Source organism: Motilibacter peucedani, from assembly GCF_003634695.1.
Taxonomy (GTDB): Bacteria; Actinomycetota; Actinomycetes; order Motilibacterales; family Motilibacteraceae; genus Motilibacter; species Motilibacter peucedani.
On sequence record NZ_RBWV01000011.1, the window covers coordinates 244,630 to 260,567 of the forward strand.

Below are 15,938 nucleotides of genomic sequence, written 5' to 3' on the forward strand. Positions count from 1 at the left end.
CCTGACACCCCTAGAGAGGTCGTCCCTGCTGTGTGCGCTGTCACGCCCGCGAGCCAGCGCACCCTGAGCACGTCGCCCACCGCCGCCCGTGAGGCGCGGGAGTTCATGGACGCGGCGATCTGCACCGAGCACGCGGCCTCCGTGCTCGACGACGCCCGCCTGCTCGTCACCGAGCTCGTGGCCAACGCGATCCGACACGGCGCTCCGCCGATCACCCTGCAGGTGGAGTGCGACGCGAGCGCCGGCATGCGGGTCTCGGTCAGCGACGGCTGCGCCGTCGAGCCGACGCCCCGCGAGACCTCGCCCGACGACGAGAGCGGCCGGGGCGTGCACATCGTCGACCTGCTCAGCGACTCGTGGGGCGTCCAGCCCACCGAGAACGGCAAGGCGGTCTGGTTCCGGCTCAAGCCCTAGTTCCGGGTTGACCGCTCAGGCGACCGGGGACACGTGCCGATGAGGGCTGCGGACGGGACGGCACGGATCAGGGCGGGCAGCAGTGGGCATCGAGGACGTTCTTGGCGCGGGCGCGGTCCGCAGCGTGTTCCAGCCGATCGTGGAGCTCGACACGGGCTCGGTCGTCGCCTACGAGGCGCTGGCCCGCGGCCCGGAGGGCCCGCTCGAGCGGCCCGACGTGCTGTTCGCCGCCGCTCGCGAGGCCGGGCGGCTGGCCGAGCTCGACGAGCTGTGCCGGCGCACCGCGCTGCGCGGCGCGGTCGCCGCAGGCGTGGTGCCGCCCCTGACGCTGTTCGTCAACGTCGAGCCGGAGGTGCTCGACACCGCCCCGCTCGACGAGCTGCTCGCCATCGCCGCCGACGCGCCCCACGGCCTGCAGGTCATGCTCGAGATCACCGAGCGCGCGCTGGCCGCCCGGCCGGCCGAGCTGCTCGCGACCGTGACGCGCCTGCGCGCCGCCGGGTGGCGCATCGCCCTCGACGACGTGGGCGCCGACGACCTCTCGCTCGCCTTCATGCCGCTGCTGCGCCCCGACGTCGTGAAGCTCGACCTGCGCCTGGTGCAGCAGCGGCCCGGCCCGGCCGTCGCCGAGATCATGAACGCCGTCAACGCCTACGCCGAGCGCACCGGCGCGCTGCTGCTCGCAGAGGGCATCGAGGACGAGGGCCACCTCGAGATGGCGCGTGCCCTGGGCGCCCGGCTCGGGCAGGGGTGGATGTTTGGCCGGCCAGCGGCCACGCTCGCCACCGCGCTCGCCACCGCGCCGCTCGACCTGCCCGCCACCGTGCCGGCAGGAGCGTCGCAGGACTCGCCCTTCCGCTGCCTGCCCGAGGGCACGGCGCTGCGCCGCTCGACCAAGCCGCTGCTGATCGAGGTCAGCAAGCACCTCGAGCGCGAGGCCCTGCGCTTCGGCTCCACCTGCGTCGTCGTCGCGACCTTCCAGGAGGCGCGGCACTTCACCGCCCCGACGGCCCACCGCTACCGCGAGCTCGCCGAGCGGGTCGGCTTCGTCGCGGCCATCGGCGACGGCCTGCCGGCCGAGCCGGTGGCCGGCGTGCGCGGCGCCGACCTGACCGAGGGCGACCCGGTGCACGGCGAGTGGGACATCGCCGTGCTCGCACCGCACTTCTCGGCCGCCCTGCTCGCCCGCGACCTCGGCGACGGTGGTCCCGACATGGAGCGCACCTTCGAGTTCGCCCTCACCTACGACCGCGACGTCGTGGCCGACGCCGCGGCGGCGCTCATGAGCCGGGTCCTCCCCGCCGACGCCGTGGCCGCGGTCGTCGGCGCCGCGGCCAGGCAGGCCCCCGCTGCCGCGGCCGCCCCGCGCTCGCTCGCTGCCGCCCCCGCGACCGGCACCGAGGCCGAGCGCACCCTGCGCCGGGCTCTGGCGGCGACGGTCAACGGCGTCACCATCGCCGACGTCACGCGCCCCGACCAGCCGCTGGTCTACGTCAACACCGCCTTCGAGAGGCTCGCAGGGGTGCGCGCCGAGCAGGTGCTCGGGCTCAACTGCCGCTTCCTGCAGGGCGAGGACACCGATCCCGCCGTCGTCGACCGGCTGCGCACCGCGATCCGCGAGGGCCGCGAGGTCCGCGAGACCCTGCTCAACTACCGCGGCACCGAGCGCCAGCTCTGGTGGAACGAGATCTACCTCGCCCCCGTCTTCGACGACGAGGGCCGGCTGGTCCAGTACATCGGCGTGCAGAACGACGTGACCGCCCGCGTCGAGGCCGAGGCGCAGCTGCGCCGGGAGCGGGAGCGCGCCGAGGCGTACGCGTCGGAGATCGAGCACCTCGCCTTCCGCGACCCGTTGACCGGGGCGCTCAACCGCCGCCGGCTCCCCGAGGTGCTCGAGGCGACGCTGCTCCAGGCGCAGATGTCCGAGACCGGCGTGGCGCTGCTCTACCTCGACCTCGACGAGTTCAAGGGGGTCAACGACTCGCACGGTCACGCGGTCGGCGACGCGCTGCTCACCGGTGTCGTCAGCCGGCTGCAGCAGCGGCTGCGGCGCGGCGACCTGGTCGCGCGCCTGGGAGGCGACGAGTTCCTGCTGATCCTGCCCGGCCTGGCGCAGGAGTCGGCCGCCGCCGAGGGTCGTGCCGTCGCCGCGGAGCTCGAGCAGCTGCTCGCGCGCCCGGTCGAGACACCGCGCGGGCTGCTGGAGACCGCCGTCAGCATCGGCGTCGCGGCCTTCCCCGAGGACGGCGGCGACTTCGACGCGCTCCTGCACGCCGCCGACACGCGGATGTACGCCGACAAGCAGCGCCGCCGCAGCAGCCGCTAGGCGCGGGGCGGGCGCCCGCCGCCGTCAGTCGTACTCGGCTAGGAGCGGCGGGGAGCTCGCACGGCCGGCTCGTGCTCGACCTCGAGCGCCGCATCGGCGCTGGGCCGGCCGTGCAGGTAGCCCTGCGCGAAGCGGGCGCCCGCCTCGCGGGCGGCCGCCGACTGCTCAGGGGTTTCGACGCCCTCCACCACGACACCGACCGACAGCTCGCTCGCGAGCGCGACCATGCCGCGCAGCAGCGCGAGGGTGGCGGGCGAGTCGAGCGCCGCGGTGAACGAGCGGTCGACCTTGATGACGTCGACCGGCAGGCTCTGCAGCCAGCTCAGGCTCGAGTAGCCGGTGCCGAAGTCGTCGAGCGCGATGCGTACGCCGAGGTGGCGGATCGCCGCCAGCCGGGCGGCGAGGCCGCCGAGGTCCTGGAGCGAGCGGCTCTCGACGACCTCGAGGCAGAGCCGGTCGGGCCGCAGCCCGCTCTGCGCGACGGCGGCGCGCACGGTCTCCGGCAGCCGGGTGTCGGCGAGGGTGCGGTGCGAGAGGTTCACCGAGACGTACGCGTCGCTCCCCCACCCCGCCGCGGCGGCGCACGCCCCGCGCAGCACCCAGTGGTCGAGCTCGACGATCAGGTCGGTCTCCTCCGCGAGCGGCACGAACGCCGCCGGCGTCAGCAGCCCGAGCGACGGGTGCTCCCACCGCACGAGCGCCTCGCAGCCGGCCACGGTCATGCGCTCGTGGTCGACGATCGGCTGGAAGAACAGCCGGAACTCGCCGCCGTGCAGGCCGTCGGAGATGTCGGACTCGCGCGCGGTGGTCGCGGGCCGCGGCGACGCGGTCTCGCCCCCGGCGTGCACGACCTGGTTGGCGCCGCGGCGCTTGGCCTGGTACATCGCCACGTCGGCCGCGCGCAGCAGCTGCTCGACGCGGCCGCCCGGGCCGGCGTGGACGGCGACGCCGACGCTGGTGGTGACGTGGGTGGGCCGGCCCTCGATCTGGAACGGCCGCTCGAAGGCGCTGAGCACCCGGTGGGCCACCGCCTCGGCGGCCAGCTCGTCGGGCACGGCCGGCAGCACGAGCGCGAACTCGTCGCCGCTGAGCCGGCCCACCAGGTCGCCGGGGCGCACGGCCCCGAGCAGGCGCGCGGCCGCCTGGCGCAGCAGCTCGTCGCCGGCGGCGTGGCCGAGCTCGTCGTTGATGCGCTTGAAGCGGTCGAGGTCGCAGAAGAGCACCGCCACCATGTCGCGGTCACCGCCGGAGCGCAGCACGCGCTCGAGGGTGTCGCGGAAGAGCACGCGGTTGGGCAGCCCGGTCAGGGCGTCGTGCTGCGACGAGTGGCGCACCGCCTCGTGGAGCCGGGCGCTCTGCAGCGCGGTGCCGGCCTGGTGGGCGACGCCGCGCAGGCGGGTGACGAGCTCCTCGCCCTGCGCCTCGGCGTTGCCGAGGGTCGACCAGCCGACGGTCACGGCGCCCAGCAGGTCGTGGTCGCCGACGAGCGGCACGACCATCGCCTCCTCAGCCCCCACGGCAGCCAGCAGCCGGTCGACGGGCGGGCTCACGGCGCCGCGCTGCACGTGCATCGGCTCGCGCCGGGTGAGCAGGGCCGCCACCTCGGGGCACTCCTGCGGCCGGACGGCGGCGCTCAGCATGTGGGCGTCCTGCTCGGGCGACATCCCGGTCGTGGCGACGCCGCGCAGCTCCCCGGCGCGGGCGTCCCACACCATGACGGTCGCGTGGTCGCAGGTCGCGACGCCGGGCAGCGAGTCGGCGACGACGCGCACGACGGCGTCGACGGTCCGCGACTCCGAGAGCCGGCGGGCGAGGACGAGCAGCGCCTCGAGCCGGTGGAGCAGCAGCCGCTGCCCGGCGCGCTCGCCCTCGAGGTCCTGCAGCAGCCGGGCGTGGTCGATCGCCAGCGCGGCGTGCCGGCCGTACATGTCGAGCAGCTCGCTGGTCTCGGCGTCGGGGCGCCGGCCGTCGGCGGGCAGGTCGACGCTCAGCGTGCCGACCAGGCTGCCGTCGGCGCCGTTCAGGCGCACGAACATCGCGTCCTCGGGGTGGAACGCGTCGAGGTCGCCGCTGTCGGGGTCGTCGACCTCTGGCACCCAGGCGGCGAGCAGGCCGTCCTCGGGCCAGACGAAGTGCCTGTGGTCGAGGAAGACGACGTTGCTGTCATCGGTGCCGGCTCGGAGCATCTCCTCCCAGGAGCTGCGGCTGCGCACCTGGCCGAGCAGCGCGTCGCGGGCGGCCTCGTCGCCCGAGACGACGACGACCTCGAGGTCGCCCTCGTCGTTGACCAGGTTGACCACGGAGACGCCGAAGCCGAGCGCGCGGGCCCCCTCGGCGACCGCCTCGAGGGTGGCGGTGAGCTCGCGGTGGCCGTTGATGCCGGCGACGAGCTCGTGCAGGCTGCTCAGCGCGGCCGCGCGCCGGTGCGCGACGTCGAGCGGGAGCGTCCCGGGCGCGGGGCGCAGGAAGCGCACCGACCGGCGCTCGGCGAGAGGCGTACGCCCCGGCTGCTCGCTCACGCCACCCTCCTTACCCCTCGTCCCCTGCACGGAAGCGGCCCGCTGCGTTCGCAGCGGGCCGCACCGTAGCGGGTCGTGCGACTAGTAGCGGAAGGTCGAGACCATCGACTGCAGGTCGCCGGCCATCCGGTTGAGCTCAGAGACCGCGACCTGCGACTGCGTGACGCCGTCGGTCGTCTCCGCCGAGGCGGCGGCGACGCGCGAGATGTTGCTCGCGATCTCGCCGGAGCTGCCCGCCGCCTGGGTGGCGTTGCGGTTCATCTCCTGGGTCGTGGCCGTCTGCTCCTCGACCGCGGTGGCGATGGTGACCTGGAAGTCGTTGATCTGGCGGATGACCTCGGAGATCTCACCGATGGCCGAGACGGCGCCGGCGGTGTCTACCTGGATGGACTCGACGCGGCGGGCGATGTCCTCGGTGGCGCGCGCGGTCTCCTGCGCGAGCTCCTTGACCTCGTTCGCGACGACCGCGAAGCCCTTGCCGGCCTCGCCGGCGCGGGCGGCCTCGATGGTGGCGTTGAGCGCGAGCAGGTTGGTCTGCTGGGCGATCGTGGTGATGACCTTGACGACGTTGCCGATCTCGGCCGAGGAGTCGCCGAGCTTGCCGACCGTGACGTTGGTCGCCTGGGCGACGTCGACCGCGACGGCGGCCACGCGGGCGGCCTCGTTGGCGTTGTGCGCGATCTCGCTGATCGAGGCGCCCATCTCCTCCGAGCCGGTGGAGACGGTGGCGACGTTGAGCGAGACCTGCTCGGCGGCCGCGGACACCGCGGCGGCCTGCTCCGAGGTCTCCTGGGCCGAGGCGGCGATGCTGCGCGAGGTGCTGGCCATCTGGCCGGCGGCCGCCGCGACGGCGGAGGCGGAGGTGGCGACGGCCGAGACGACCTCGCGGACGCCGGCCTGGGCCGCGTCGAGCGAGCGCGCCATGGTGCCGAGCTCGTCGGTCGACGAGACGTCGGCGCTGACGGTCAGGTCACCCTGCGCCATGGCCTCGAGCGAGCGGCGGACGCGGCCGAGCGGTCCGACGATGCCGCGGGCGACGAAGAAGCCGACCACGACGGCCAGCGCGCTGCCCAGCAGCGAGAGCACGAGGATCCAGGTGCGGCCGGCGCTGTAGGCACCCTCGGCCTGCCCGACCGAGGCGTTGATGCTGGCGTCGGTGGTGGCGAACAGGCCGTCGATCGCCTTGTCCATGCCCTGGATCGCGGGCAGCATCTGCTTGGTGTAGACGTCGCTGACGGCCGCCATGTCCTTGTTCTTGACCGCCGTCGACACGCCGCTCTCGGCGGTCTTGTAGGCGTTCCACGCGCTGGTGAACTGGGCGAAGGGCGCCTCGTAGGGCGTGCCGGCCACCGTCGGGGCGGTCTTCGCCAGGCTCGCGTCGAGGCCGGAGACCGCAGCGGCGTAGGCCTTCACGAGGCTGTCGTCGCCGGTGGGCACGAAGTCGGCTGCCGTAGCGGCGTTCTGCACGCGCAGGCTGGTGGCGCGCAGGTCGGCGATCTGGCGCAGCGCGGTGGCGCCCTGCGACTTGATGTTGCGGGCGGCGTCGCGCTCGGCGGACAGCTTCTGGAAGCTCACGACACCCACGGCCAGCGTCGCGATGGCGCTGAGCACGACGGCCGCGAGGACGCGGACCGCGATGGGCCGGTTGGCGAACACGGCTCGGAACTTGGTCACGTCTCGGGTCCTTCGATCGGGGTCGGGTGCCAGCAGCGGTGCTGGTCTCACCCGCTCATCGGCATCGCCGGACAGGACTTGACGCGTTCGCCGTCAGCTGCTCCGGACCCGCCGCTCGGCGTCCGCCCAGACGACCGTCGGCGGAGCCGGCTCGTAGCGCTGGAGCGGCTGGGTGCGCGCCACCAGCGCCCGCAGAGCGGCCAGGTCCCCTCCCACCGCACCGAGGGCCCGGGCCTGCACCAGCGCGTTGCCGATCACGGACGCCTCGACCGGTCCGGCGACGACCGGCAGGCCGACGGCGTCGGCCGCCGCCTGGCAGAGCAAGGCGTTCTGCGAGCCGCCCCCGACCACGTGCAGAACGCGCACCTCGGTGCCCGTGAGCGCCGCCGCCTCGTGCACCGTCCGCCGGTAGGCGAGGGCGAGGCTGTCGACGATGCAGCGTACGAGCTCGGCCGGCGTCCGGGGCACCGGCTCGCCCCGCTCCTGGCACAGGGCGCGGATGCGCGCGGGCATGTCGCCCGGCGGCAGGAAGCGGGGGTCGTCGGGGTCGACGACGCTGCGCAGCCGCGGCAGCCGCGCCGCCTCGTCGAGCAGGGCACCCAGGTCGGCGACGTGCCCGTCGAGCCGCCACGTGCGCAGCGACTCCTGCAGGAGCCACAGGCCCATGACGTTGCGCAGGTAGCGCACGGTCCCGTCGACGCCCAGCTCGTTGGTGAAGCCGGCCTCGCGGCTCGCACCGGTGAGCACGGGACCGTCGAGCTCGAGCCCGACCAGCGACCAGGTGCCGCACGAGACGTACGCGGCCCCCGCGCCCATCGGCACTCCGACGACCGCCGAGGCGGTGTCGTGCGACCCCACGGCCACCACCGGCATGCCTGGCTCGACACCGGTTCCCGCAACGGCGTCGGAGGTGACCTCCCCGAGCAGCGTGCCTGGCTCCACCAGGTCGGGCAGCAGGCTCCGCCGGATGCCGAGGCGGGCGACGAGCTCGTCGTCCCACGCCCGCCGGGTGACGTCGAGCAGCTGGCTCGTCGACGCGTTCGTCACCTCGGCGACCGTCGCACCGGTGAGCCAGTAGCCGAACAGGTCAGGGACGAGCAGCACCTGGTCGGCCTGCTCGAGCAGTCCCCCGCGTCGCTCGGCGACGAGCTGGTAGGCGGTGTTGAAGGGCAGGAACTGGATGCCGGTGCTCGAGTAGACGCGCTCGGCACCGACGTCCGACAGCACGTCCGCCATCACCCCGCTGGTGCGGGAGTCCCGGTAGTGCACCGGGTTGCCGAGCAGCCGCCCGGACGCGTCGAGCAGTCCGTAGTCGACGGCCCAGGAGTCGATGCCCGCGGAGTCGAGCCGTCCGGCGGTCTGCTGCGCCTGGCGGAGACCGTGCAGCATGCTGCGGTGCAGCGAGAGCACGTCCCAGTGCAGCGTCCCGGCCACCCGCACCGGCTCGTTGGCGAACCGGTGGACCTCGGAGAGCTGCAGCTGGTCAGCTCCCACGGCACCGACGACGACCCGGCCGCTGGACGCGCCGAGGTCGACGGCGGCGACCGTGGCGAGCGCGGTCACCTCAGGAACGCGGCGGCGACGCCCGCGTCGACCGGGACGTGCAGGCCCGTCGTGTGGGTCAGGTCCCCTCCGCACAGGGCGAAGACCGCGTTGGCGACGTGCTCGGGCAGGACCTCGCGCTTGAGCAGGGTGCGCTGCGCGTAGTAGGCGCCGAGCTCCTCCTCCGGGACGCCGTACACCGCGGCGCGGGAGGCACCCCAGCCGCCGGCGAAGATGCCCGACCCGCGGACGACTCCGTCGGGGTTGATGCCGTTGACCCGGATCTGGTGCGGCCCCAGCTCGGCCGCGAGCAGCCGGACCTGGTGGGCCTGGTCGGCCTTCGTCGCGCCGTAGGCGATGTTGTTGGGGCCGGCGAAGATGCTGTTCTTGCTGGAGATGTAGACGATGTCGCCGCCCATCTCCTGCTCGATCATGATCCGCGCCGACTCGCGGGCGACGAGGAACGAGCCCTTGGCCATCACGTCGTGCTGCAGGTCCCAGTCGCGCTCGGTGGTCTCGAGCAGCGACTTCGACAGCGAGAGGCCGGCGTTGTTGACCACGAGGTCCACCCCGCCGAAGGCGAGCACGGCCTCCCGCAGGGCCGCCGCCACCGCCTCGCCGTCGGACACGTCGGCCGCGACGCCCACCGCCACGTCGGCACCGCCGATGTCGGCGGCCGCCGCCTGCGCCTTGCCCAGGTCGAGGTCGGCGATGACGACGCACGCGCCCTCGGCCGCGAGCCGGGTGGCGATGGCCTTGCCGATGCCAGATGCCGCGCCGGTGACGAACGCGATGCGCGACTGCAGCGGCTTCGGCTTCGGCATCCGCTGGAGCTTGGCCTCCTCGAGCGACCAGTACTCGATGCGGAACTTCTCGTTCTCCTCGATCGGGGAGTAGGTGGAGATCGCCTCCGCGCCCCGCATGACGTTGATGGCGTTGACGTAGAACTCGCCCGCCACTCGCGCCGTCTGCTTGTTGGCGCCGAACGAGAACATGCCGACGCCCGGCACCAGCACGATCGCCGGGTCCGCGCCGCGCATGGCGGGCGACTCCGGGGTCGCGTGCCGCTCGTAGTAGGCGGCGTAGTCGGCGCGGTAGGCCGCGTGCAGCTCCTCCAACCGGGCGACCGTGTCCTCCACCGGCGCCGTCGCCGGCAGGTCGAGCACCATAGGCCGCACCTTGGTGCGCAGGAAGTGGTCGGGGCAGCTGGTGCCCAGGGCCGCCAGCTCGGGGTGCCGCTCGCTCGCGAGGAAGTCGAGGACCACGTCGCTGTCGGTGAAGTGGCCGACCTGCGGCTTGTCGGTCGAGGCGAGACCGCGGATGACCGGCGCGAGCCGGGCCGCACGCGTACGCCGCTCCTCCTCTGGCAGCGCGACGTAGCCCTCCAGCGGGGCGCCGAACGGATCGGCCGCACCCTTCTCGGCGATGTACGCAGCGGCGCGCTCGATGATCGACAGCGAGTGGCGCTCGCACTCCTCGCTGGTGCGGCCCCACGCGGTGATCCCGTGCCCGCCGAGGATGCAGCCGATCGCCTGCGGGTTCGCCTGCTTGACGGCCGCGATGTCGAGGCCGAGCTGGAAGCCCGGACGACGCCACGGCACCCAGACGACGTCGTCGCCGAAGCACTCCTTGGTCAGCGCCTCGCCGTCGGCCGCGGTCGCGAACGCGATGCCGGCGTCGGGGTGCAGGTGGTCGACGTGGTCTGCGTCGACCAGGCCGTGCATCGCGGTGTCGATGCTCGGGGCCGCGCCGCCCTTGCCGTGCAGGCAGTAGTCGAACGCGGCGACCATCTCGTCCTCGCGCTCGACGCCGGGGTAGACGTCGACCAGCGAGCGCAGCCGGTCGAGGCGCAGCACGGCCAGGCCGCTCTCCGTCAGCGCGCCGAGGTCACCGCCGGACCCCTTGACCCACAGCAGCTCCACCGGCTGTCCGGTGACCGGGTCCGTCGCGGCGCCCTTGGCCGAGGTGTTGCCGCCTGCGTAGTTGGTGTTCTTCGGGTCCGCGCCGAGCCGGTTGGACCGGGCGACCAGCTCCTCGACCGTGCTCATGCTCCCCATCCCGCCTGGTTGCCGCCCACCCGGTCGGCGGCGATCTGGTCCTGGTAGCCCGATGCCTTGTAAGCGGCGATCGGGTCGCGCGGCAGCCCGCGCTCCTCGCGCTGGTCGGCCAGGAGCCCGCGCACGTCGGTGTTGAACGCGTCCATGAGCAGCCCGTTGGCGCCGAGCACGTCACCGGCCAGCTGCGCGGCCTTCAGCGCCTCGCGGTCCACGAGCAGCGCCTTGGCCATGGACTCGAGCACGTTGAGGACCGAGCGGATCTGGCCCTGGACCTTCGGCTCGATGTTGTGGCACTGGTCGAGCATGAAGTTCACGCCCGACGACGGCAGGTGCGCGTCCTGCTGCACGATCTCGTGCAGGATGCGGAAGAGCTGGAACGGGTCTGCCGCGCCGACCATCAGGTCGTCGTCGGCGTAGAACCGCGAGTTGAAGTCGAAGGCGCCGAGGCGGCCGTGGCGCAGCAGCTGCGCCACGATGAACTCGATGTTGGTGCCCGGCGCGTGGTGCCCGGTGTCGAGCACCACCAGCGCCTTGTCCCCCAGCGCCAGGCAGTGCAGCAGCGACGTGCCCCAGTCGGGGACGTCCATCGAGTAGAAGTAGGGCTCGAAGAACTTGTACTCCAGCAGCAGCCGGTGGTCCTCGCCCAGCGCCGCGTAGACCTGCTGCAGCGAGTCGGCCAGCCGCTCCTGGCGGTCGCGCAGCGAGTCCTGCCCCGGGTAGTTGAGCCCGTCGGGCAGCCAGACCTTGAGGTCCTTCGAGCCGGTCGCGTGCATGACCTCGATGCACTCGAGGTGGTGCGCCACCGCCTTGGCCCGCACCGCCTTGTCGGCGTGCGTCAGCGAGCCGAGCATGTAGGCGTCGTCCTGGAAGAGGTTGGAGTTGATCGCGCCGACCGACACACCCTGGTCCGCCGCGTACGCCGCCAGCGTGCCGTAGTCGTCCACGCGGTCCCACGGGATGTGCAGCGACACCCGCGGCGACGCTCCGGTGAACCGGTGCACCTGCGCGGCGTCCGCGACCTTCTCGAACGGGTCGCGCGGCACCCCCGGCTGCGAGAACACCTTGAAGCGGGTGCCGGAGTTGCCGTAGGCCCACGAGGGGACCTCGATGGTGAAGTCGGCGAGGCCGTCGCGGACCCGGAGGGTCACGTCAGGGTCGTGGGCAGTCATGCGGTGTCTCCATGCCACCCGGACGACAGGTGGGCTTGTTGTGAAACGGTTCAGTCGGACGCCGCCACCCTAGGCCGGGCAGAGAGAGCGGTCAACACCTCCCTGGTGCACGTTCCGGGGCCCCTGTCGAGAACTGACACCTGGCTATGCTGTTGACACGTTCCAAGCAATCGGGCCCTGGTCCGGCGGCGGCGCCGTGCGCGGCGACAGACAGGAGGTCGCATGTCGTCAGCCGGCATCCGCGACGTGGCCACGCTCGCCCAGGTGTCCGTCGGCACCGTGAGCAACGTGCTGAACCGACCCGATGCCGTTGCGCCCGCGACGCGCCAGCGCGTGGAGCACGCGATCGAACAGCTCGGGTTCGTCCGCAACGAGGCAGCCCGGTCCCTGCGCGCGGGCCGGAGCCGGACGATCGGCCTGCTCGTGCTCGACGTGGCCAACCCGTTCTTCACCGACGTGGCTGCCGGCGCCGAGGCTGCGGCCGACGCGAGCGGCGCGGTCATCACGCTCTACAACTCCGGGCAGAGCCGGGAGCGCGAGTCCCGCCACCTGGCCCACCTCGAGGAGCAGCGGGTCCAGGGAGTGCTCGTCACGCCGGTCGACACCCGCAACCCGCGGCTGGACCGGCTGGTCGAACGCGGCACACCGGTCGTGCTCGTCGACCGCGGGGCCGACCGCGCCGACCGGTGCTCCGTCTCTGTGGACGACGTACGCGGTGGCAGCCTCGCGCTCGAGCACCTGCTCTCGCGTGGGCACACGCGGACCGCGTTCGTCGGCGGCCCGTTGGACGTCCCCCAGGTGATCGACCGCTACCGCGGCGCCACCCGGGCCGTCGAGGCCCAGACCGGCGCCACGTTGTCGCTCACGGAGACGAGCGGCCTCACCGTGGAGGACGGGCGCCGGGCCGGTGAGCTGCTGGCGGCGATGCCCGCGTCGCGCCGCCCGACGGCGGCGTTCTGCGCCAACGACCTCATCGCCCTCGGTCTGTTGCAGGCGATGACTGCAGCAGGGCTCCGCGTCCCCGGCGACCTGGCGATCGTCGGCTACGACGACATCTACTACGCGGCGGCGGCGGCGGTGCCGCTGACCTCCGTGCGCCAGCCGCGCGAGCTGCTGGGTCGCACCGCCGCCGAGCTGCTGCTGGAGGAGATCAACGACGACGGGCTTGTCCACGCCCACCGGCAGGTGGTGTTCGAGCCGGAGCTCGTGGTGCGCGCGTCGAGCGACGTACGACGACCAGCAGCCCGCAAGCGGGCGCCGAAGGAGGCAGGCTGACCATGCGCATCGGACTGCTCGTCACGTGCCTCGCCGACGGCCTGTTCCCCCAGGTCGGCAAGGCGACCGTGCAGCTGCTCGAGCGGCTCGGCCACGAGGTCGGCTTCCCGCGCGAGCAGAGCTGTTGCGGCCAGATGCACACCAACACCGGCTACGGCCGCTTCGCGCTCCCGCTCGTCCGCGGCTACGTCGACGCCTTCGAGGGCTACGACGCCGTGGTGGCGCCCTCGGGCTCGTGCGTCGGCTCGGTCCGCCACCAGCACCGGCAGATCGCCCTCGACGCCGGGGACACGGCACTGGCCGAGCAGGCGGGCGAGGTGGCGTCGCGCACCTACGAGCTGTCGGAGCTGCTGGTCGACGTGCTGGGCGTCACCGACGTGGGCGCCTACTACCCGCACCGCGTGACCTACCACCCGACCTGCCACTCCCTGCGGGTGCTGCGCGTCGGTGACAAGCCGCTGCAGCTGCTGCGCGCGGTCGCAGCGCTCGACCTCGTGGAGCTGCCGGAGGCCGAGTCGTGCTGCGGCTTCGGAGGCACCTTCGCGGTCAAGAACGCCGACGTCTCGGCCGCCATGCTCGCCGACAAGATGCGCAACGTCACCTCGACCCGGGCCGACGTCTGCAGCGCCAGCGACTCGTCCTGCCTCATGCACATCGGGGGCGGCCTGGGCCGCCTCCACACCGGAGTGCGCACCGTGCACCTCGCCGAGATCCTCGCATCGACCCGGGCGGACGCCGCATGACCACGACCTACCTCGGCATGCCAGGGATCCCCACCGCACCGAAGGGGGTGGGCAACCTGCGTGGCACCGAGCCCTTCCCCGACGCCGCACGCCGGTCCCTCGACGACCCCCAGCTCCGGCGCAACGTCGGCACGGCGACGCGCACGATCCGCGCGAAGCGGGCGTCGGTCGTCGGTGAGGTGCCCGACTGGGAGCAGCTCCGGGCCGCGGGAGCGGCGCTGAAGGACGACGTCCTCGCCCGGCTGCCGGAGCTGCTCGTCCAGCTCGAGGAGCAGGTCACCGCACGCGGAGGCACGGTCCACTGGGCCCGTGACGCCGACGAGGCCAACGCCATCGTCACGCGCCTGGTGCAGGGGACCGGCGCCGACGAGGTGGTCAAGGTCAAGTCCATGGCAACCCAGGAGATCGGCCTCAACGAGGCGCTCGAGGCCGCCGGCATCGCCGCCTGGGAGACCGACCTGGCCGAGCTGATCGTCCAGTTGGGGCACGACAAGCCCTCGCACATCCTCGTGCCCGCGATCCACCGCAACCGCGCGGAGATCCGCGAGATCTTCCTGCGCGAGATGGGGCAGGTGGGCCGCGCCGCCGACCCGGCCCTCACCGACGAGCCGGCCGCCCTCGCAGAGGCCGCCCGCCTCCACCTGCGCAGCAAGTTCCTCGCGGCACGCGTCGCCGTCTCGGGCGCGAACTTCGCGGTCGCCGAGACCGGCACGCTGTCGGTCGTCGAGTCCGAGGGCAACGGGCGGATGTGCCTGACGCTGCCGCAGACGCTCATCACGGTCATGGGCATCGAGAAGCTCGTGCCGAGCTGGCAGGACCTCGAGGTGTTCCTCCAGCTGCTCCCCCGGTCCTCGACCGGTGAGCGCATGAACCCCTACACCTCGATGTGGACGGGGGTCACGCCCGGCGACGGGCCGCAGGAGTTCCACCTGGTCCTGCTCGACAACGGGCGCACCGCCACCCTCGCCGATCCCCAGGGCCGCGCCGCCCTGCGGTGCATCCGCTGCTCGGCCTGCCTCAACGTGTGCCCGGTCTACGAGCGCACGGGCGGGCACGCCTACGGCTCGGTCTACCCCGGGCCGATCGGGGCCGTCCTGTCGCCGCAGCTGACCGGCGTCGCCGACAACCCCAGCCTGCCCTTCGCCTCGACCCTCTGCGGCGCCTGCTTCGACGCCTGCCCGGTCGCCATCGACATCCCCTCGATGCTCGTGCACCTGCGAGAGCAGGTCAGTCTCGAGAAGGCCGCCCACTCGCGGACGCCGACGCCGGAGGCCGCCATGATGCGGTCACTGGCCTGGGTCATGCGGAACCCCCTGCGCTGGCGGGCGGCGCTCCGGTCGGCTCGTTTCGGACGTCTGCTCGGCGTCCTGCCCGGAGCGCACGGGCGCATCAAGGCGCTGCCGCCGCCGCTCGACCGCTGGACGACCACCCGCGACCTCCCGCTCCCGCCGCGGGAGTCCTTCCACGACTGGTGGGACCGCGAGCGCGGAGGCGGGTCGTGAGCGCGCGCGACGAGGTGCTCGCACGCGTACGCCTGGCGCTGGGCGACGGTCAGCCGCAGGTCACCGTCCCCCGCGACTACCGGCGCGCCGGCGAGGTCGTGCTTCCCCACGACGAGCTGCTGTCGCTGCTCGAGGAGCGGGTCGTCGACTACCGTGCGGCGGTCACCCGAGCCTCCAGCGCCACGCTCTCCGCGGTGGTCGCCGAGCGGCTGGCGCGCCACCGCGTTCGCCGCCTCGTCGTGCCGCCCGGCACACCCGGTGCCTGGCTCGGCGGCACCGACCTCGACGAGCGCCTCACCGACGACCCGCCCCTGTCGGCCACGGAGCTCGACGCCGTCGACGGCGTCGTGACCGGCTGCGCGGTCGCCGTCGCGGAGACGGGCACGCTGGTCCTGGACGCCGGGCCGGCGCAGGGCCGGCGGATCCTCACGCTGGTGCCGGACTACCACCTGCTGGTCGTACGCGGCGACCAGGTCGTCGCGCAGGTGCCCGACGCGCTCGCCCGCCTGGACGCGCGCCGCCCGCTCACCTGGATCAGCGGCCCGAGCGCGACCAGCGACATCGAGCTCAACCGGGTTGAGGGCGTGCACGGGCCGCGGACCCTCGACGTCGTCCTCGTCGACGACGGCCCGGCCGCCTGACTGCAACTTCTGGGGCAGACACGCGAGGGACCTGCGCGCGGCGGGCAACCGCGCACAGGTCCCTCAGGTCGGGGCG

General features: G+C 73.5%; 11 protein-coding genes. 6 read left to right on the plus strand and 5 right to left on the minus strand.

All coding sequences use genetic code 11. The features are described 5' to 3' along the window. The first annotated feature begins 30 nt into the window (after positions 1-30). Together CLV35_RS09500 and CLV35_RS09505 are read left to right on the plus strand one after the other, a co-directional pair. The gene (locus CLV35_RS09500; RefSeq protein ID WP_231121667.1) at positions 31-414 is read left to right on the plus strand and encodes an ATP-binding protein; all 384 of its coding nucleotides are present in this window, start codon (positions 31-33) and stop codon (positions 412-414) included. Between the two features lie 82 nt (positions 415-496). Next, the gene (locus CLV35_RS09505) at positions 497-2,740 is read left to right on the plus strand and encodes an EAL domain-containing protein (protein WP_121193225.1); all 2,244 of its coding nucleotides are present in this window, start codon (positions 497-499) and stop codon (positions 2,738-2,740) included. A 38-nt stretch (positions 2,741-2,778) separates the two neighbouring features. On the opposite strand, the gene CLV35_RS09510 is transcribed toward CLV35_RS09505, so the two are convergent. From CLV35_RS09510 to rhaI, 5 genes are all read right to left on the minus strand, one after another. After that, positions 2,779-5,259 (minus strand): putative bifunctional diguanylate cyclase/phosphodiesterase, encoded by a 2,481-nt coding sequence (locus tag CLV35_RS09510; protein ID WP_121193226.1) that lies wholly within the window; start codon positions 5,257-5,259, stop codon positions 2,779-2,781. Between the two features lie 81 nt (positions 5,260-5,340). Further along, the gene (locus tag CLV35_RS09515) at positions 5,341-6,933 is read right to left on the minus strand and encodes a methyl-accepting chemotaxis protein (protein ID WP_147431920.1); all 1,593 of its coding nucleotides are present in this window, start codon (positions 6,931-6,933) and stop codon (positions 5,341-5,343) included. A 93-nt stretch (positions 6,934-7,026) separates the two neighbouring features. Next, positions 7,027-8,496: a rhamnulokinase gene (locus CLV35_RS09520; RefSeq protein WP_121193228.1), complete on the minus strand. Its 1,470-nt coding sequence runs from the start codon at positions 8,494-8,496 to the stop codon at positions 7,027-7,029. Further along, positions 8,493-10,532: a bifunctional aldolase/short-chain dehydrogenase gene (locus CLV35_RS09525; RefSeq protein ID WP_121193229.1), complete on the minus strand. Its 2,040-nt coding sequence runs from the start codon at positions 10,530-10,532 to the stop codon at positions 8,493-8,495. The genes CLV35_RS09520 and CLV35_RS09525 overlap by 4 nt, the downstream gene beginning before the upstream one ends. Further along, the gene (gene rhaI, locus CLV35_RS09530; protein ID WP_121193230.1) at positions 10,520-11,701 is read right to left on the minus strand and encodes an L-rhamnose isomerase; all 1,182 of its coding nucleotides are present in this window, start codon (positions 11,699-11,701) and stop codon (positions 10,520-10,522) included. The genes CLV35_RS09525 and rhaI overlap by 13 nt, the downstream gene beginning before the upstream one ends. A gap of 222 nt (positions 11,702-11,923) precedes the next feature. Here rhaI and CLV35_RS09535 point away from each other — a divergent pair, with 222 nt between their 5' ends. From CLV35_RS09535 to CLV35_RS09550, 4 genes are read left to right on the plus strand one after another with little or no spacing between them, the layout of a single operon-like run. Beyond that, positions 11,924-12,976, plus strand: a complete 1,053-nt coding sequence (locus CLV35_RS09535) for a LacI family DNA-binding transcriptional regulator (RefSeq protein ID WP_121193231.1) — start codon at positions 11,924-11,926, stop codon at positions 12,974-12,976. A 2-nt stretch (positions 12,977-12,978) separates the two neighbouring features. Further along, on the plus strand, positions 12,979-13,719 hold the full coding sequence (locus CLV35_RS09540) for a (Fe-S)-binding protein (RefSeq protein WP_121193232.1): 741 nt from the start codon (positions 12,979-12,981) through the stop codon (positions 13,717-13,719). Beyond that, positions 13,716-15,221 (plus strand): LutB/LldF family L-lactate oxidation iron-sulfur protein, encoded by a 1,506-nt coding sequence (locus tag CLV35_RS09545; RefSeq protein WP_121193233.1) that lies wholly within the window; start codon positions 13,716-13,718, stop codon positions 15,219-15,221. The genes CLV35_RS09540 and CLV35_RS09545 overlap by 4 nt, the downstream gene beginning before the upstream one ends. After that, on the plus strand, positions 15,218-15,862 hold the full coding sequence (locus CLV35_RS09550; RefSeq protein ID WP_121193234.1) for a LutC/YkgG family protein: 645 nt from the start codon (positions 15,218-15,220) through the stop codon (positions 15,860-15,862). The genes CLV35_RS09545 and CLV35_RS09550 overlap by 4 nt, the downstream gene beginning before the upstream one ends. The last annotated feature ends 76 nt before the right edge of the window (positions 15,863-15,938 follow it).

Excerpts from the sequence above, each read along its gene's own strand:
- CLV35_RS09525 (WP_121193229.1), bottom strand. The coding sequence starts at position 10,532 with ATGGGGAGCATGAGCACGGTCGAGGAGCTGGTCGCCCGGTCCAACCGG.
- rhaI (WP_121193230.1), bottom strand. The coding sequence starts at position 11,701 with ATGACTGCCCACGACCCTGACGTGACCCTCCGGGTCCGCGACGGCCTC.
- CLV35_RS09535 (WP_121193231.1), top strand. The coding sequence starts at position 11,924 with ATGTCGTCAGCCGGCATCCGCGACGTGGCCACGCTCGCCCAGGTGTCC.
- CLV35_RS09540 (WP_121193232.1), top strand. The coding sequence starts at position 12,979 with ATGCGCATCGGACTGCTCGTCACGTGCCTCGCCGACGGCCTGTTCCCC.
- CLV35_RS09545 (WP_121193233.1), top strand. The coding sequence starts at position 13,716 with ATGACCACGACCTACCTCGGCATGCCAGGGATCCCCACCGCACCGAAG.